The organism is Bacteroides sp. OM05-10AA (genome assembly GCF_003439055.1).
Lineage (GTDB): Bacteria > Bacteroidota > Bacteroidia > Bacteroidales > Bacteroidaceae > Bacteroides > Bacteroides intestinigallinarum.
Genome location: NZ_QSUR01000004.1, coordinates 54,804 through 73,950, shown reverse-complemented (window position 1 = coordinate 73,950; position 19,147 = coordinate 54,804). Strand labels below are relative to the sequence as shown.

10 protein-coding genes are annotated in these 19,147 nt (G+C 44.6%); all 10 read left to right on the top strand.

What is annotated here, in order from left to right:
- Window positions 1-59 precede the first annotated feature (59 nt).
- The 10 genes from DXB58_RS04355 to DXB58_RS04305 all read left to right on the top strand — a co-directional run bounded on the left by DXB58_RS04355 (window position 60) and on the right by DXB58_RS04305 (window position 19,109).
- The gene (locus DXB58_RS04355; protein ID WP_122136017.1) at window positions 60-1,607 is read left to right on the top strand and encodes a sulfatase; all 1,548 of its coding nucleotides are present in this window, start codon (window positions 60-62) and stop codon (window positions 1,605-1,607) included.
- 30 nt (window positions 1,608-1,637) lie between these two features.
- A complete protein-coding gene (locus DXB58_RS04350; RefSeq protein WP_122136016.1) occupies window positions 1,638-2,768 on the top strand; it encodes a family 43 glycosylhydrolase in 1,131 nt (376 codons plus the stop codon).
- The gene (locus tag DXB58_RS04345) at window positions 2,765-4,432 is read left to right on the top strand and encodes an arylsulfatase (protein ID WP_009001277.1); all 1,668 of its coding nucleotides are present in this window, start codon (window positions 2,765-2,767) and stop codon (window positions 4,430-4,432) included. Before DXB58_RS04350 ends, DXB58_RS04345 begins: the two co-directional genes overlap by 4 nt.
- Window positions 4,433-4,437: 5 nt before the next feature.
- Complete coding sequence (locus DXB58_RS04340; protein WP_122136015.1) at window positions 4,438-6,642, top strand: glycoside hydrolase family 2 protein; 2,205 nt, start codon at window positions 4,438-4,440, stop codon at window positions 6,640-6,642.
- A 420-nt stretch (window positions 6,643-7,062) separates the two neighbouring features.
- The gene (locus DXB58_RS04330; protein WP_122136014.1) at window positions 7,063-8,442 is read left to right on the top strand and encodes an ATP-binding protein; all 1,380 of its coding nucleotides are present in this window, start codon (window positions 7,063-7,065) and stop codon (window positions 8,440-8,442) included.
- A 956-nt stretch (window positions 8,443-9,398) separates the two neighbouring features.
- A complete protein-coding gene (locus tag DXB58_RS04325) occupies window positions 9,399-11,048 on the top strand; it encodes a DUF6377 domain-containing protein (RefSeq protein ID WP_122136013.1) in 1,650 nt (549 codons plus the stop codon).
- A 211-nt stretch (window positions 11,049-11,259) separates the two neighbouring features.
- On the top strand, window positions 11,260-14,259 hold the full coding sequence (locus tag DXB58_RS04320; RefSeq protein WP_117932917.1) for a TonB-dependent receptor: 3,000 nt from the start codon (window positions 11,260-11,262) through the stop codon (window positions 14,257-14,259).
- A 42-nt stretch (window positions 14,260-14,301) separates the two neighbouring features.
- The gene (locus tag DXB58_RS04315; RefSeq protein ID WP_369907076.1) at window positions 14,302-15,765 is read left to right on the top strand and encodes a RagB/SusD family nutrient uptake outer membrane protein; all 1,464 of its coding nucleotides are present in this window, start codon (window positions 14,302-14,304) and stop codon (window positions 15,763-15,765) included.
- A gap of 36 nt (window positions 15,766-15,801) precedes the next feature.
- Window positions 15,802-17,316 carry a SusF/SusE family outer membrane protein gene (locus DXB58_RS04310; protein WP_122136011.1) on the top strand — a complete coding sequence of 505 codons (1,515 nt, stop codon included), beginning with the start codon at window positions 15,802-15,804 and terminating at the stop codon, window positions 17,314-17,316.
- Window positions 17,317-17,330: 14 nt separating this feature from the next.
- Complete coding sequence (locus tag DXB58_RS04305) at window positions 17,331-19,109, top strand: glycoside hydrolase family 66 protein (RefSeq protein WP_122136010.1); 1,779 nt, start codon at window positions 17,331-17,333, stop codon at window positions 19,107-19,109.
- The last annotated feature ends 38 nt before the right edge of the window (window positions 19,110-19,147 follow it).

The window sequence follows — 19,147 nt, the reverse complement described above, 5'->3', positions numbered from 1 at the left end:
GAGAGATTTAAACAAAAGAATATGAGGTTTACATAAATAGGAAATTAAAAGAAGCAAAAATGAAAAATACACTCTTTTGTATTACAGGACTTGCCATACAGGGGCTGGCTATGTCAGCCACAGCACAAACCGGCAAACCGAATATTGTGGTCATTATGACCGACCAGCAACGTGCTGACTTGTGCGGCAGGGAGGGTTTTCCTTTGGAAGTGACTCCTTATGTAGACCAACTGGCACAGGAGAATGTATGGTTCAACAAGGCATATACTGTGATGCCGGCCAGTTCTCCGGCTCGTTGTTCCATGTTCACCGGACGTTTCCCTTCTGCCACTCACGTACGTACGAACCACAATATTCCCGACATCTTCTATCAACAGGATTTGGTAGGAGTATTGAAAGAAAACGGATATCAGACAGCATTGGTGGGCAAGAATCATGCTTACCTGAAACCTGCCGACCTGGACTTTTGGTCTGAATACGGACACTGGGGAAAGAACAAAAAGGCGACTCCCGCCGAGAAAGAAACTGCCCGTTTCCTGAATCAGCAAGCCAGAGGCCAATGGCTGGAACCCTCTCCAATCTCCCTGGAAGAGCAGCATCCCACCAAAATCGTGAACGAAGCACTGGCATGGATTGAGAAACAGAAAGAAAATCCTTTCTTCGTATGGGTATCCTTCCCGGAACCCCACAACCCTTATCAGGTATGCGAACCCTATTACTCCATGTTCTCGCCCGACAAACTTCCCGTATTGAAGACATCACGCAAGGATTTGGCAAAGAAAGGAGAGAAATACCGTGTTCTGGCAGAACTGGAAGATGCATCCTGCCCCAATCTGGAACAGGACCTGCCCCGAATCCGTGCCAATTATATCGGAATGATCCGGTTGATAGACGATCAGATCAAAAGATTGATCGAATCATTGAAAGCCAGCGGACAATATGAAAATACCATCTTTGTTGTACTCTCCGACCACGGTGATTATTGGGGAGAATACGGATTAATCCGTAAAGGAGCCGGACTCTCCGAGAGCTTGGCACGTATTCCGATGGTATGGGCAGGCTATCAGATCAAGAATCAGCCTGCACCTATGGATGGCCATGTGTCGATAGCCGACCTTTTCCCCACCTTCTGCTCTGCCATCGGTGCCAAAATACCGGCAGGCGTTCAGGGACGTAGCTTGTGGCCGATGTTGACCGGGAAGGCTTATCCCAAAGAAGAATTCTCCAGCATGGTGGTTCAACAAGGCTTCGGCGGAGCTGACGTCGGACTGGACGCTTCCCTGACTTTCGAGCAGGAAGGCGCATTGACTCCCGGCAAGATAGCCCACTTTGACGAACTGAACACTTGGACACAAAGCGGCACTTCACGCATGATAAGAAAGGATGACTGGAAACTGGTAATGAATCATTATGGAAAGGGTGAACTTTATAACTTGAAGAAAGACCCTTCGGAAGTTCATAATCTGTTTGGCGAGAAGAAATATAGCGAAATTCAAACGGAACTTCTGACTCGGTTGCTGGCATGGGAATTACGTTTGCAGGACCCACTACCCCTTCCGCAAAGACGCTATCATTTTAAACAGAACCCATTTAACTATCTTAAATAGGAAGAATACGTAAACATAAAACAGGAATATATGAAATTGATTGGACGATTAGGATTGATCTTGCTTACAGGATTTATTTCCATCTGTACAGCATCAGCGCAGTTATATGGAACGGCAAATACAAACGCTCCGGAACTACGTGTTCCGAAATCTGTAAAGCCGGCATTTGATTATTGGATGAGGGACACCTGGGCTACACTGGGGCCCGACGGCTATTATTATATCACAGGAACCACCTCTACCCCCGATCGACATTTTCCGGGACAGAGACATTGTTGGGACTGGAACGACGGTTTGTACCTGTGGCGTTCCAAAGACATGAAGTCTTGGGAAGCTATGGGGCATATATGGTCGATGGAAAAAGACGGCACTTGGCAAAAGAAGCCGAAAGTATATAAAGCAGGAGAGAAATATCAGAAAAAATCCATCAACGGTGATCCGATGGACAACCGTTTCCATGCTGTATGGGCTCCGGAAATGCATTATATCAAAAGTGTGAAGAACTGGTTTATCGTTGCCTGCATGAATGAGTCGGCAGGCGGAAGAGGTTCTTTCATCCTGCGGAGTAAGACCGGAAAGCCGGAAGGCCCATACGAGAATATCGAGGGGAATAAAGACAAAGCCATCTTTCCGAACATCGACGGAAGTCTGTTTGAAGATACGGACGGTACGGTCTATTTTGTCGGGCACAACCATTACATCGCCCGCATGAAACCGGATATGAGCGGTTTCGCCGAGGAATTGAAAACCTTGAAAGAGAAGAAATTTAATCCGGAACCGTATGTCGAAGGCGCGTTTATCTTCAAATACGATAACAAGTATCACCTGGTACAGGCTATATGGTCGCACCGTACGTCAGAGGGAGATACCTATGTTGAGAAGAAAGGAGTGACCTCGCCGAAAACTCGTTATAGCTATGATTGCATCATATCGACCGCTGATAATGTGTATGGTCCCTACAGCGAACGCTACAATGCCATCACGGGAGGAGGACACAACAATCTTTTCCAGGATAAGAATGGAAACTGGTGGGCTACCATGTTCTTCAATCCGCGTGGGGCGCAGGCGGCAGAGTATAAGGTAACGTGTCGTCCCGGATTGATTCCGATGATCTATGAGAATGGTAAATTCAAACCCAACTTTAATTATAATACCAAATGAAAACTTCTTTATTGATAGCAGGCAGTTTGGCTCTGGTCCCGATGACTTACGCGCAGGACAAGCCGAATATTATTATCATACTGGCGGATGACCTGGGATTCTCCGATCTCGGCTGCTTCGGTGGTGAGATTCATACACCGGTACTGGATAAACTGGCAAAGAATGGTGTCCGGATGACGCAGATGTACAACAGTGCACGCAGTTGCCCGTCCCGTGCCAACCTGTTGACGGGACTTTATCCTCATCAAACAGGACTGGGACACATGGATGGCAGTCACCCTGCATGGCCGAAGGGATATTCGGGATTCCGTTCCAATTCAGATAATGTCACGATTGCGGAAGTCTTGAAAGACGCCGGATATTTTACGGCTATGTCGGGAAAATGGCATCTGGGGAACAAGTCGAACCCAATTCTTCGTGGTTTCCAAGAGTATTACGGATTGTTGGGTGGATTCAATTCTTTCTGGAATCCGGAAGTATATACCCGTTTGCCGAAAGACCGTACCCCCAGACACTATGAAGAAGGAACTTTCTATGCAACGAATGTGATAACGGATTATGCGATTGACTTCATCGACCAGGCACATCAGGAAAAGAAACCGCTGTTCCTGTATCTGGCTTATAATGCTCCCCATTTTCCTTTGCACGCACCGAAAGAAGTGACCGATAAATATATGTCTCTCTATATGCAGGGATGGGACAAGATTCGTGACGCACGTTGGAAACGGATTGTTGACCTGAAACTGATGCAAGGCAAACCGGAACTTAGTCCGCGCGGCGTGGTTCCCGAAAGTCTGTTTGAAGATGAAACGCATCCGTTACCGGCATGGGACTCATTGACGAAAGATCAGCAGACCGACCTGGCACGTCGTATGTCCATTTTTGCAGCGATGGTGGATGTGATGGACGCGAATATCGGCCGGGTAGTGGATGAGTTGAAAAAGAACGGTGAGTTGGACAATACATTTATCATGTTTATGTCCGATAACGGAGCTTGTGCCGAATGGCACGAATTTGGTTTTGACAAACAGACCGGAGTCGAATATCATACGCATACGGGAGCCGAACTCGACCAGATGGGCTTACCCGGAACTTATCATCATTACGGCACAGGCTGGGCGAATGTTTGTTGCACACCGTTCACGCTGTATAAACATTATGCTCACGAAGGAGGTATCTCAACCCCATGCATCATTTCCTGGGGTAATCAGGTGAAGAACAAAGGCGGACTGGATCATCAGCCTGCACAATTCTCCGATATCATGTCTACCTGTGTGGAACTGGCAGGAGCCACTTATCCGAAAGAATATCAGGGAAGAGCGATTCTGCCTACGGCAGGTAAATCCATCCTCCCGATTGTGAAAGGAAAGAAGATGCCCGAAAGGTATATCTATGCAGAGCATGAAGGCAACCGCATGGTGCGTAAAGGTGACTGGAAGCTGGTTTCGGCCAATTTTAAGGGAGATGAATGGGAATTGTACAATATCAGGGAAGACCGTACCGAGCAACACAACCTGATCGGTAAATATCCTGAAATGGCAAAAGAACTGGAAACGGCCTATTTCGAATGGGCAGACAAGAGCGATGTCTTGTATTTCCAGAAAATGTGGAATACCTACAATAAGAATCGACGGAAAGATTTTAAAGAATATAAAACCCGCTAACGCTTATGGATAAGAGAATCTTATTTACTCTGGCTTTAGGAGCCATGTCGCAGGTGTTTGCCCATGCATGGGAGCCTAAAGGAGACAAAATCAAAACAGTATGGGTTGAACAGGTGACGCCGGAAAATGTGTGGCAAAGTTATCCCAGACCGCAGTTGCAACGGGCAGAATGGATCAATCTGAATGGATTGTGGAAATATGCCGTAACGGATCAGAACACGGTCCGGAAGAATGTTTCCTTTGAGGGAGAGATTCTCGTCCCGTTTGCGATTGAATCGTCACTGTCCGGGGTGCAGAAAACATTTCTTCCTACGGATAAACTATGGTATCAACGTGAGTTCACACTAAATCCTTCCTGGAAGAATAAATCTACTATTCTGCATTTCGGAGCGGTGGATTATGAATGTCAGGTGTGGGTGAATAACCGGTTGGCCGGCACGCATAAAGGAGGGAATAATCCGTTCTCGTTTGATATTACTAAGTTTTTGAAGAAAAGCGGACCTCAAAGCATTGAGGTAGCTGTAACCGATCCGACAGATACGGAATCTATTTCCCGTGGCAAGCAACAACTCAATCAGGAGGGAATTTGGTATACACCCGTATCGGGTATTTGGCAGACAGTCTGGCTGGAAGCGGTAGATAAAACTTATATCCGTCAGGTGCTTCCTTCCACTGATATTGAAAAGAAGTCCGTAAAGCTGAACTTCGACATAGCCGGAGCTAAAGGTAATGAAGAGGTAAAAATAGAAGTGTTGGATGATGGCAAAGTAATCAAGACAGTGGAACAGAAGTTGCGTGATGCGATTGAGATAGATGTTCCGGATGCTGTCTTATGGTCTCCGGAATCTCCGAAACTGTATCATCTGAATATTTCCTTATCCAATGGAGGGCGTGTTTTAGATCAGGTAAAGAGTTATTTTGCTTTGAGAAAAGTAGATGTGCGGAAAGATGAGTGCGGATATAATCGTATTTGCCTGAATAATCAACCCATCTTCCAATACGGTCCGCTCGATCAAGGCTGGTGGCCCGATGGATTGCTGACTCCTCCTTCCGAGGAAGCGATGCTGTGGGACATGGTGCAGTTGAAGAAGATGGGATTTAATATGATCCGTAAACATATCAAGGTGGAGCCGGAACAGTATTATTATTACGCCGACTCTCTCGGTCTGATGATGTGGCAGGATATGGTATCCGGTTTTGCTACGTCAAGGAAGAAGGAGGAACATGTCAATCCGCTGGCTACTACTGATTGGAATGCTCCTGAAGAGCATACCCGGCAATGGCAAAAAGAAATGTTCGAGATGATTGATCGTCTCCGTTTCTATCCCTGTATCACTACTTGGGTTGTATTCAATGAAGGATGGGGACAGCACAATACGGTGGAAATCGTGAATAAAGTGATTAAGTACGACGATACACGTCTGATAAACGGAGTGACCGGATGGACGGATAGAGGCGTAGGCGATATGTACGACGTGCATAATTATCCTGTCACTTCCATGATTCTGCCGGAGAATAACGGTAACCGTATTTCCGTATTGGGAGAGTTCGGCGGTTATGGCTGGGCGATTAAGGAGCATATCTGGAATCCGAATATGAGAAACTGGGGGTATAAGAATATCGACGGGGCAATGGCATTGATTGATAGCTATGGTCGCCTGTTATATGATTTGGAAACGCTGATTGCCCAGGGATTGAGTGCGGCAGTCTATACACAAACTACCGATGTGGAAGGGGAAGTGAACGGCTTGATTACTTATGACCGGAAAGTGACTAAAATACCGGAAGGCTTGTTGCACCTGATGCACAATCGTTTGTATGAAATCACCCCCGTGAAAGCTGTTACTTTGATTGCGGACAGCCAGAACGGAAGCAAGAATACCCGCCTTGTAAGTGTGAACGGTCAGGAACTGAAAATGACTTCTTTGCCTTTCGAATGTCCCCCTCGTTCCACAATAGTATCTGAAGCTACTTTTAATGTAGATAAGGACTTCAACCATCTGTCTTTATGGCTGAATGTTGCCGGAGAAGCAAAAGTGTGGTTGAATGGAGTGGAAGTCTTTGCACAGGAGGCAAAACAGACCAGGCAGTACAATCAATATAATATCAGTGATTATAGCCGTTATTTGCGAAAAGGAAACAATCTGTTGAAAATCGAAGTGAAAGATAGCAAGAAGATGAGATTCGATTATGGGTTGAGAGCTTATTAACGGAATTGTTTTTCTTTTGTCTGTTTCTATTGTAAGGTACTTACCTTTGTATTCTTCTTCTCGAATAGGCTTAGGAATCGAAACACTGTAGAATTTCTAGGTATTTGGGAGAAGCTGAACAACCCCAATTTTAATTGTGTCGAATTCGGCACAATTAAAATTGGGGTTGTTCAGTTATCGCCTTAGTGCAAAAGAATGGATGCAAAATACAAATGGCATCGATATCATATCAAAAGCTGGTAGATATGGTGGAAAAATTGGCTACCTTCACTCTACTTGTTATTAACGTTTCATGAAAAAGTGCTTGGAATATACGCAAAACGATGATTCTTATACTGCTTTTCGATAATTAGTTGTAATTTTGTAACGAGAATAGACAATGAATTTTATTGATTGATAATATAGTAGCCATCATAAAAAATGAAATTAGAGACTCTGATAGCAGAATGCACCGCATACGATTTTAAATTAATGCTTGAAGAAAAGAAGCCTAAGAGCTGGCTAAAGAGTATAAGTGCTTTTGCCAATGGTCGGGGCGGTTCACTTTTCTTTGGCATAGACGATGATGGTGTTGTCAGAGGTCTTGATGATGTGCAGCATGTTTGTGAAACCATCAGCAGCAAGATTCGCGACTACATGGATCCATTGCCTGATGTCGAAATGGTTCCACAAAGAATTGGTGACCTTGACATATTACAACTGAAAGTTAATGCTGGCAGTTATACTCCTTACTATTATGTCGGTGATGGTCAGCGTATTGCTTTTGTTCGTGTTGGCGATGAGAGTTTACCTGCAACGGCAGAGCAAATGGTACGCTTGATATTGAAAGGCTCAAATAAAACATTTGATTCCCTACACACGGATTATAAAGTTGAAGACCATTCTTTCACGATAATAGCAAACACTTTCAAAACACGTACAAGCCAAGAGTGGAACAAAAAATATCTTTTGTCATTTGGACTCGTTACTAACACCGGATGCCTTACTAACGCAGGTGCATTGTTCGCTGATGATTCTCCATTGTGGCAATCACGTCTATACTGTACACGGTGGGATGGCAGAGTAAAGGGGGATGCTATTAATGATGCCGAGTTCACTGGTAATGTGCTGATGTTACTTCGTGAAGCAATGAACTTTGTAAAATCAAATACAAAGAGAGGTTGGGAAAAATTGCCTGATGGACGAAAAAATAAACCAGAGTATGCGGAACGCGCAGTTCTTGAAGCGATGGTTAACCATTTCATTCACCGAGACTATACTGTGATGGGTAGTGAGGTACATCTTGATATTTATGATGACCGCCTTACTGTAACATCACCCGGAGGCATGTATAATGGGGCATTGATTCAATACTTGGACATTGCGGACGTTTCTTCCGAAAGACGCAATCCGATACTCGCAAATGTGATGGCACAACTGGACTATATGGAGAAGCGAGGCAGTGGACTTACACGCATTTGCAATGAGACCAAGACTTTGGATGGATATAGGGATGAGCTGAAACCTGTATTCAAATCTACTCCAACTCAATTTCAGACCACCATTTTTGCCTCCACCGACATGCCAGATGTCGGAGACAATGACGAAGATATGTCGGAGACTAAACTCACTGAACGACAGCAGAAAATACTAAATCTCATAAAGGAGTCACCGACAATCACCGCCAAACAAATGTCGGAGACTTTGTCGGTGAGTCAGCGCACAGTAGAACGCGATCTTTCTACTATGAAAAATATGGGTGTTTTGAAGCATAAAGGCAAGGATAATGCTGGTGCGTGGGTAATACTAAAACGACAATGATACTATGCTGCTATTTCCAAAATAACAATTTTATTTTCCACAAAACTTTCCAGAAAGTTCAGTCATATTATTTTGTAGAGCTAATACTTAACGATTTGTGCTCTTTTTATTGTCAATCTGTCAAGATGATGTTTAAGTGGTTGACCCTCAATTTTATACTGTATGACAATAGATGCTGATAATAGGCTGACAATAAAATATATGCACTTTTATTGTCAGCCTTGATTTCTTGTCAAGTGCCTTGTTTTAAGATTAATCAAGTGGGACTTTATGGGGAGAGTAACCGGTATACTTACGTTGGAATGGCTGCATCGTTATGTTGGAATACCGGTATAGTTACGTTAGGATACCGGTATAATTCCACTAAAGCACCGGTATCTTTAGTTCGTCACGGCCGTGACAAGATCTTCCCACGGCCGTGGTAGGAACTCGTCACGGCTGTGGGAAGAAGTCACCACGGCCGTGGGAAGTTAACAATATCGGCACGTTAATGTAATGATGGTTATGGGATAATAGAAGTATAACGGGTGTATAACGGTTGTTTAATGAGGATTTGTCACGAAAGGGAAGGCTGGTAAGCTGACTATGAGAAATAGCCTAAAACGTTATGAGAATAAGCCGGAATTTACGCTAAAATAGGGATTGTCTTATGAGAAACACTTTTCAATACGGTATTTCTCATAAGATAATTGTTTGATTATATGCTGTTTATAATAATTAATGAGAATATGAGAAATGAAATTTAAAAATCGTTTCTAGTAGGGAGTGACTGGAATAAAAGAATTAACAATGACTGCAATATTGATTATTATAAATATAATAATTATGTTTATAATAAATCCGATTTACCTTCTCTTTTTAATAAAGATTGTTCTTTCTACCTGCAATAATCTTCTCCTGAAAGCCGGAAGTTTCTGAAAGACTTTTATCTTTGCAGATATAATACATACGGCACTATGAAAAAAGTTATTCTGATTTTTGTGACAATCGTCCTTTCTGGTCTGCTTTATGCAAAAGATAATAAGAGTACCGATGCGTTACTTCGTGAGATTGATGGTATCATTAAAAAACGTCAGACTTATGGAGCGGAAAAGGAGGCACGAATTGCTGACTTGAAGAAATTGTTGGTTGAGGCTGCTTCCGATGAGCAGCGATATGGTTTTTGTGGACGTCTTTTCGATGAATACCGGGCTTATAATCTGGATTCATCTTTTGTCTATGCCCAACGGAAAGAGGAACTGGCACATCGTTTAAATAAACTGGACTACTTGGATGATTCTGCCATGAATATGGCGGAAGTGATGGGAACTACCGGAATGTACAAAGAAGCCCTCGAGTTATTGGGGAAAATTGATAAGAAAACACTGCCCGACTATCTATATGGCTATTATTATCATCTATATCGCACTATTTATGGATTGATGGGTGATTATGCCGTTACGGAGAAAGCCAAGAAAGAATATTACCGGATGACGGATTTATACCGGGATTCCCTGTTACAGATCAATGCTTCCGACTCTCTGGGACATGCATTGGTGATGGCAGATAAGTACATCGTTCATGCCCGATACGATGAAGCGATTGATATGCTGATGAAATATTACAGTAAACCGTCTTTGGATGACCATGCACAGGCAATGATTACTTATACCATTTCTGAAGGCTATCGGTTGAAAGGAGATAAGCAGGGGCAAAAACATTACCTGGCTCTTTCGGCCATTGCCGATTTGAAATCAGCAGTAAAAGAATATGTATCTTTGCGCAAACTCGCTTCTCTTGTTTATGAAACAGGAGACATCGACCGTGCCTACAACTATCTGAAATGTTCCCTGGAGGATGCCACTCTTTGCAATGCCCGTCTCCGTACTTTGGAAATCTCGCAGGTCTTTCCTATCATCGACCAGGCCTATCAATTAAAAACCAAACGTCAGCAACAGGAGATGAAAGTTTCGTTGATATGTATCAGTCTGCTTTCCGTTTTCTTGCTGGTTGCCATTTTCTTTGTCTATAAACAGATGAAAAAGGTAGCTGCTGCGCGCCGCGAAGTGGTCGATACCAATACGCTCTTGCAAGAACTGAACGAAGAACTTCACGATTCCAATTCGCAACTGAAAGAAATGAATCATACGCTTTCGGAAGCCAACTATATCAAGGAGGAATATATCGGGAGATATATGGACCAATGTTCCACTTATCTCGATAAGATGGATTTATACCGCCGTTCCCTGAATAAGATTGCCGCTGCCGGAAGGGTGGAAGAACTATATAAGGCTATTAAATCTTCCCAGTTCCTTGATGAAGAACTGAAAGAGTTTTATGCGAACTTCGACGTGACTTTCCTGCAACTCTTCCCCAGTTTTGTGGAGGAATTTAATGCCCTGCTTACCGAACCGATGCAACCCAAACCGGGAGAACAGCTGAATACCGAACTTCGTATCTTCGCTCTCATCCGCCTGGGAATTACGGACAGCACTAAAATAGCGCAATTCCTTCGTTACTCCGTCACTACCATTTATAATTACCGGACCCGTGTCCGTAACAAGGCTGTGGGAGAAAGAGATGAATTTGAGGCTAAAGTAATGCAAATAGGGAAGGTGGAAGAATAAGAAAACCACTACTTTTTTTGTCTGACTTCTATTTTGTAACGTTCTTATATTTAGTGGTTTATACTGTGAGATACTGTATAAATCACTATATTTTTGCTATCTGCTTTAAGAAGCAGTATGAAATGTAGATACTTTTGTTTCACGGTCATTTCAGCAATGACACAGAGAGTAAAACAAAAGTAACCCTAATATTAACTTTAAATTAATGTACATGAAACAGAGTATGAAGTCGAAAGGCTTTGAACGCCGCCTCTTACTAATAATGTGGGGCTTGTTCCTATCTCTTAGTGCATTCGCACAACAGATTTCAATAAAAGGACATGTCGTAGATGCCACGGGCGAACCGGTGATCGGTGCCAGTGTGGTAGAAAAAGGTACAACGAACGGTACAATTACCGATGTAGACGGTAATTTCTCATTAAGCGTTCCGACTAACAGCACGCTGACTATCTCTTTTGTCGGCTATAAAATGCAGACAGTTCCGGTGAACGGGAAAAACTCTTTGAAAGTAACCTTGCAGGAAGATACGGAAGTATTGGACGAAGTTGTAGTAGTGGGTTACGGAACGATGAAAAAGAGTGATCTGACCGGAGCTGTATCTTCTGTCGGAGTGAAGGATATCAAAGACTCTCCGGTGGCCAATATCGGTCAGGCAATGCAGGGAAAGGTGTCCGGCGTGCAGATTATCGATGCCGGCAAGCCGGGTGATAATGTCACCATCAAAATTCGTGGCTTGGGAACAATCAATAACAGTAACCCGCTGATTGTCATTGACGGAATACCTACCGACTTGGGATTGTCTGCTCTGAATATGGCCGATGTAGAACGGGTGGACGTATTGAAAGATGCTTCGGCAACAGCTATTTATGGTTCGCGTGGTGCGAACGGTGTGGTGATGATTACCAGCAAACGTGGTGCCGAGGGTGCCGGAAAGGTGACGGTAAACGCTAACTGGGCGATTCAGAATGCCACTAAAGTGCCCGATATGCTGAACGCTGCGCAATATGCCGCTTTGAGCAATGATATGCTGTCTAATAATGATGATAATACAAACCCTTATTGGGCAGACCCTTCTTTATTGGGAACAGGAACGAACTGGCTGGATGAAATGCTGCGCACGGGAGTGAAGCAAAGTTATTCGGTTAGCTACTCCGGTGGTACGGAAAAAGCACATTACTATGTGTCCGGTGGTTTCCTTGACCAGTCCGGTATTGTGGAAAGCGTTAATTACCGCCGTTTCAACTTTCAGGCAAATAGCGATGCCCAAGTTAATAAATGGCTGAAATTCACTACCAACCTGACATTCAGTACGGACGTGAAAGAAGGAGGAACTTATAGCATCGGTGATGCAATGAAAGCACTCCCTACCCAACCGGTGAAGAATGAGGACGGCAGTTGGAGCGGTCCCGGACAGGAGGCGCAATGGTACGGAAGCATCCGTAACCCGATCGGTACACTGCACATGATGACCAATGAAACAAAAGGATATAACTTCCTGGCAAACATCACCGGAGAGATCACCTTTACCAAATGGCTGAAGTTGAAAAGTACATTCGGTTATGACGCCAAATTCTGGTTTGTCGACAACTTTACTCCGGCTTACAACTGGAAACCGAATCCGGTAGAAGAATCTTCCCGCTATAAGAGCGATAACAAAGCATTTACCTATTTGTGGGATAATTATTTTGTATTCGACCACACTTTTGCGCAGAAACACCGGGTAGGGGTGATGGCAGGTTCTTCCGCCCAGTGGAACAACTACGATTACCTGAATGCTCAAAAGAATATCTTCATGTTTGATAATATCCATGAGATGGACAACGGTGAGAAGATGTACAGTCTTGGCGGTAGCCAGAGTGACTGGGCACTGCTCTCTCTGATGGCACGTCTCAACTATTCTTACGAAGATAAATACCTGCTTACAGCTACTGTGCGTCGTGACGGCTCTTCCCGTTTCGGTAAGAACAACCGTTGGGGAACATTCCCTTCCGTTTCGCTGGCATGGCGTATTTCCCAGGAGAACTGGTTTCCGAAAGACAACTTCCCGGTGAATGACCTCAAACTGCGTATCGGATACGGTGTGACCGGTAATCAGGAAATCGGTAACTACGGCTTTGTTGCTTCCTATAACACAGGAGTCTATCCTTTCGGCAACAACAACTCCACCGCTCTGGTATCTACTACTCTCTCCAATCCGAATATTCATTGGGAAGAAGTGCGCCAGACCAACTTTGGTGTAGACATGAGCCTGTTCAATTCACGTGTCAACCTTTCGCTGGACGCTTATATCAAGAAGACAGCAGATATGTTGGTGAAGGCTTCCATTCCTATCACTTCCGGTTTTGAAGATACTACCGAAACTTTCACCAATGCCGGCAAGATGCGCAATAAAGGGGTGGAAATGACCTTGCGTACTATCAACCTGAAAGGGCTTTTCTCTTGGGAGTCTGCCTTAACAGCCACTTATAACAAGAACGAAATCCAGGACTTGAACAGCGAAACTCCGATGTTCATCAACCAGATGGGTAACTCATACGTGACTATGCTTAGAGCCGGTTATCCGATCAATGTATTCTACGGATACGTAACCGACGGACTTTTCCAGAACTGGGATGAAGTGAACCGCCATGCTACCCAACCGGGTGCTGCTCCGGGCGATATCCGTTTCCGGGACTTGAATAATGATGGAGTTATCAACGATGAAGACCGTACCGTTATCGGCAACCCGAATCCGAACTGGTTCTTTTCTCTAAGCAATAATTTCTCTTATAAGGGATGGGAACTCTCTGTTTTCCTGCAAGGCGTATCGGGAAACAAGATTTATAATGCCAACAATGTAGACAACGAAGGAATGGCAGCCGCTTACAACCAGACCACAGCCGTACTGAACCGCTGGACGGGAGAAGGAACAAGCAACTCCATGCCGCGTGCTATCTGGGGAGACCCGAATCAGAACTGCCGTGTATCCGACAGGTTTGTGGAAAACGGTTCCTACCTCCGTCTGAAAAACATTACGCTTTCGTATACACTGCCTAAAAAGTGGATGCAAAAGATTCAACTGGAAAATGCCCGCATCTCTTTCTCTTGCGAGAATGTGGCGACTATCACCGGATATTCCGGCTTTGACCCGGAGGTTGACGTTAATGGTATCGACAGCAGCCGCTACCCTATCTCACGTACGTTCAGCATGGGTTTGAACTTTAACTTTTAAATCAGGAGGAAGAATATGAAAAAGATAACAACTTTGGTAATGATGTTTGCCATATTGGCATTGACCTCATGCAACGATTTCTTAGATAAATATCCTAAATATGGCGTCGATCCCGAATCGGAAGTAACGAACGAGATTGCCGTGGCACTGACTACTGCCTGCTACAAGACTCTTCAGTCATCTAATATGTATAACCAGCGTATCTGGAGCCTCGATATTATCGCAGGTAACAGTGAGGTAGGCGCCGGAGGGGGAACCGACGGACTGGAAACTGTGCAGGCTTCCAATTTCATAGCCCAAAGTGATAATGGCTTTGCTTTGTACGTATGGCGTTCTCCGTGGGTAGGTATCGGACGTTGTAACATTGTGCTTTCCAATCTGCCTTCGGCAGCTATCTCCGATGAGGTAAAGACCCGTTGCATGGGTGAGGCTTATTTCCTGCGTGCACATTACTACTATATTCTGGTTCGTCTGTATGGAGGTGTGCCTTTGCGCTTAACGCCGTTTGAACCGGGAGAATCTACGGATATTGCCCGTAATACGGTAGATGAGGTATATGCCCAGATTTTTTCTGACTGCAAGAATGCAGTAAATATGCTTCCTCCGAAAAGCAGTTATGGAGACAGTGATAGAGGACGTGCCTGCAAAGAAGCTGCAATGGCTATGCTGGCGGATATTTATCTGACATTGGCGCCCAATCATCGCGAATACTATAATGAAGTAGTGACTCTATGCGACAATATTGCTGCGATGGGATACGATTTGACCCAATACAATTATGCCGATAATTTCAATGCCACTATCAATAATGGTGCGGAGTCCCTTTTCGAAGTGCAATATTCCGGCAGTACGGAATATGATTTCTGGGGCGGTGATAACCAATCATCCTGGCTGTCGACTTTCATGGGACCTCGTAACTCAAGTCTGGTGGCCGGTGCTTATGGATGGAACCTGCCTACGGAAGAATTTTTCAAGCAATATGAGGACGGTGATTTGCGGAAAGACGTAACTGTCTTGTATCAAGGTTGTCCTGCTTTTGACGGGATGGAATACAGACGTTCCTGGTCGAATACGGGTTATAATGTGCGCAAGTTTCTTGTGTCGAAGACTGTTTCTCCGGAGTATAATACCAATCCCAATAACTTCGTAGTATATCGCTATGCAGATGTTCTATTGAAGAAAGCGGAAGCATTGAACGAGCAGGGACATCCCGACCAGGCTGCCGAACCATTGAACATCGTCCGCAAACGTGCCGGACTGGCAGATGTGCCGACTACTCTGACGCAGACTGAAATGAGGGAGAAGATTATTCACGAGCGCCGGATGGAGCTTGCCTTTGAAGGACACCGCTGGTTTGATATGATCCGTGTGGATAATGGAAATTATGCATTGACATTCCTGAAATCCATCGGTAAGAATAATGTGACCAAGGAACGTCTCCTGTTGCCTATTCCGCAGACAGAGATGGACTCCAATCATCTGATGACTCAAAATCCCGGTTATTAATCCGTTTTATAATCATTCATTTAGATAAATAATATCATGAAGAAATATATATATCAGTTGTTATGCTCTCTTTTCATCGGCGGAACGATGGTTGCCTGTGCCGAAGATTATATGGAGACAAATAAAGGACATGATACCCTCACTCTTTCGGTGAATCAGCAGGACTTGGTGTTGAACGAAAAGAACCATAGTCAGGAAGCACTCGCTCTCTCATGGACTACCGGAACGAATTATGGAAGCGGTAACCGTATCTCTTATACGCTGGAACTGGCGAAAGCCGGAACGGACTTTGCAAATGCTTATTCGGTGGATTTAGGTACGGGAACGTATCAATGGACTAAGAAAGTGGAAGAACTCAACCAATTCCTGAATACGCAGTTCGGTATCGGTTATGCTGTGAAAGCGGAGTTGGAGGCACGTATCACAGCGGTTGTTGCCGGAATGGAAGAGCAGAAGCAAAGTGCGACGACTACTTTTACGGTGACTACGTATCAGCCGGTTACTACTACGCTTTACCTGATTGGTGATGCTGCTCCGAATGAGTGGGCTGCCGACAATGCGACAGCGATGGAGCGTACGGATAACGGACAGTTTACATGGACAGGAAAACTGAACGCCGGATCATTGAAATTTATAACGACATTGGGACAATTCTTGCCGTCGTACAACCGTGACGCCACTGCAGTGGAAGCACTCAAGCTGACTTACCGTACATCGGGCGACGAGCCGGACGAGCCGTTTGTAATCGATGAAGGGGCAACCTATATTGTAAAAGTAGACTTGCTCAATCTGACGTTGACACTGACTGAAACGGAAGATATCGGTTGGAGATTTGACGAGTTCTTCATTGTCGGTTCGTTTACCGGAAATGGTGGCTGGGAATTTGAGGCACTGTCTAAAGATGCTGTTCAGATGGATTTATTCCATTATGGGGCTGTGATTCCTTGGAAGGCAGACGGAGAATTTAAGTTTAGCTCTGTGGCGGATTTCGGCCAGTCGGATGCTTTCTTCCATCCTGCCGTAGCAAATGCTCCGTACACTTCGACGTCAGTAGTGCTTGGAGGCGCAGATAATAAATGGCAAATGAAAGAGACTGAATGTGGCAAACCTTATAAAGTATGGTTCTATACAGGCAAGGGAAAAGAAAAGATGCTGATGCGTCCGTTTACTCCTTACGCAGGATTATATCTGGTGGGTGAGGCAACTCCGAACGGATGGAGTCTGGACAATGCTACACCGATGACTAAGAGTGTCGACAGTCCTTATATCTTTACATGGAGCGGTACGCTGAAAGCCGGTGAGATGAAGATTTCCTGCGATAAGCAGTCTGACTGGAGCGGAGATTGGTTTATGGCGGATAAGGACGGTAAAACTCCGACGGGTGAAGTGGAAACAGCATTGTTCGTTACTAAATCGGATGCAGAGTTGAGCAGTATGTATCCGGATGCAGATTTGGGTGGTCTGGACTATAAGTGGAATATTCAGGAGGCCGGTTCTTATCAGATTACGATTGACCAGTTGAAAGAGACGATCTCGATTGTGAAACAATAAAACAAGAATTCAAGATGAAAAAAATAATATATCTGGTAGCTGCTTTCCTGTGTATGGCTTGCAGTGATGATAATGAGTCGAACCAACAGAATGGAGGAGCTTCGGGCGGTGTCACCGAAGTGACTCCGGTAACATCGGATTTGAGTGTAGACCTGTCGACAGACAAGGCTTTCTATAAACCGGGAGAGAAAGTAGTGTTTACAGCGGATGATGCTTTGCCTGCCGGAACTAAAGTGCGTTATCGTCTTTCGGGTGAAACGGTGGGAGAAGAATCGGTAAATGGTACGAGCTGGACATGGCAACCGCCTACCACCGATTTTAAAGGGTACATGGCAGAGCTTTACCGTCAGGAGAACGGAACGGATGTAATAGTTGGTACGATTGCGGTAGATGTATCCAGTGATCCGGCACGTTTCCCGCGTTATGGTTTTGTCGCTGATTTCAGTCAGGAGAAGACAGCCGAAAAGACACAGGAAGAGATGGAGTATCTGAACCGTCATCATATCAACTGGGTGCAGTTTCAGGATTGGCATAATAAACATCACTGGCCGTTGGGAGGTACACGTACACAGTTGGATGAGGTCTATATGGATATCGCTAATCGGGAGGTTTATACAAGTTCGGTGAAAAATTACATTGAAGCGCAGCATCGTTTCGGTATGAAGTCTATGTTTTATAATCTTTGTTTCGGAGCGTTGAAAGATGCTGCTACGGATGGAGTGAAGGAGGAATGGTATCTGTTTAAGGATGCTTCTCACACTACTAAGGATAGTCATGACTTGCCGGGCGGATGGAAAAGTAATATTTATCTGGTAGATCCTTCTAACAAGGAATGGCAGAAATATCTGGGCGAAAGGAATGACGATGTATATGCAAACTTCGCTTTCGATGGTTATCAGATAGACCAATTGGGACGACGTAGCACGCTTTATAATTATAGTGGTATTCCTGTTAACTTGCGTGAGGGATATGCCTCTTTTATAGATGCAATGAAGCAGGTGCATCCGGACAAGAGTTTGGTGATGAATGCGGTGAGCCGTTACGGTGCCCGTCAGATAGGGGAGACGGATAAAGTGGATTTCTTCTATAATGAAGTATGGGCGGATGAGGCTGATTTTACCAATCTGAAAGCTATTCTTTATGAAAATGGAGTATATGGCGATTATCAGTTGAATACGGTTTTTGCAGCTTATATGAATTATAACAAGGCGGATAACCGGGGTGAATTTAATACGCCGGGTATTCTGCTGACGGATGCTGTCATGTTTGCTTTGGGTGGTTCGCATCTGGAATTGGGAGGCGATCACATGTTATGCAAAGAGTATTTCCCGAATGAGAATCTGACAATGAGTGAAGAACTGAAAACAGCGATGGTTCATTATTATGACTTCCTGACTTCTTATCAGAATCTGCTTCGTGACGGAGGTACGGAAAATAGTATCACCATGAATTGTACCAACGGGGAAATGAGGTTGAATGTATGGCCTCCCCAACAAGGTTCGGTCACTACTTATGCCAAGCAGGTAGGCAACAGGCAGGTGATACATCTTCTTAACTTCTCGCAGGCAAACAGCCTTAGCTGGAGAGATGTGGACGGCACGATGCCGGAACCGACCTTGATTACGAAAGCTGCTTTACAAATGAATCTGCCGGCCAAAGTGAACAAGTTATGGGTAGCTTCACCGGATGTACATGGAGGCGCTTTGCAGGAACTGGCTTTTACGCAGGAGAACGGAGTTGTTTCTTTCACATTGCCGTCTCTGAAATACTGGACAATGATTGTGGCTGAATAAAACTAATTGCGCATGCTTAGCTGAATAAATCGGCTGTG

Excerpts from the sequence above, each read along its gene's own strand:
- DXB58_RS04355 (WP_122136017.1), top strand. The coding sequence starts at position 60 with ATGAAAAATACACTCTTTTGTATTACAGGACTTGCCATACAGGGGCTG.
- DXB58_RS04350 (WP_122136016.1), top strand. The coding sequence starts at position 1,638 with ATGAAATTGATTGGACGATTAGGATTGATCTTGCTTACAGGATTTATT.
- DXB58_RS04345 (WP_009001277.1), top strand. The coding sequence starts at position 2,765 with ATGAAAACTTCTTTATTGATAGCAGGCAGTTTGGCTCTGGTCCCGATG.
- DXB58_RS04340 (WP_122136015.1), top strand. The coding sequence starts at position 4,438 with ATGGATAAGAGAATCTTATTTACTCTGGCTTTAGGAGCCATGTCGCAG.
- DXB58_RS04330 (WP_122136014.1), top strand. The coding sequence starts at position 7,063 with ATGAAATTAGAGACTCTGATAGCAGAATGCACCGCATACGATTTTAAA.
- DXB58_RS04325 (WP_122136013.1), top strand. The coding sequence starts at position 9,399 with ATGAAAAAAGTTATTCTGATTTTTGTGACAATCGTCCTTTCTGGTCTG.
- DXB58_RS04320 (WP_117932917.1), top strand. The coding sequence starts at position 11,260 with ATGAAACAGAGTATGAAGTCGAAAGGCTTTGAACGCCGCCTCTTACTA.
- DXB58_RS04315 (WP_369907076.1), top strand. The coding sequence starts at position 14,302 with ATGTTTGCCATATTGGCATTGACCTCATGCAACGATTTCTTAGATAAA.
- DXB58_RS04310 (WP_122136011.1), top strand. The coding sequence starts at position 15,802 with ATGAAGAAATATATATATCAGTTGTTATGCTCTCTTTTCATCGGCGGA.
- DXB58_RS04305 (WP_122136010.1), top strand. The coding sequence starts at position 17,331 with ATGAAAAAAATAATATATCTGGTAGCTGCTTTCCTGTGTATGGCTTGC.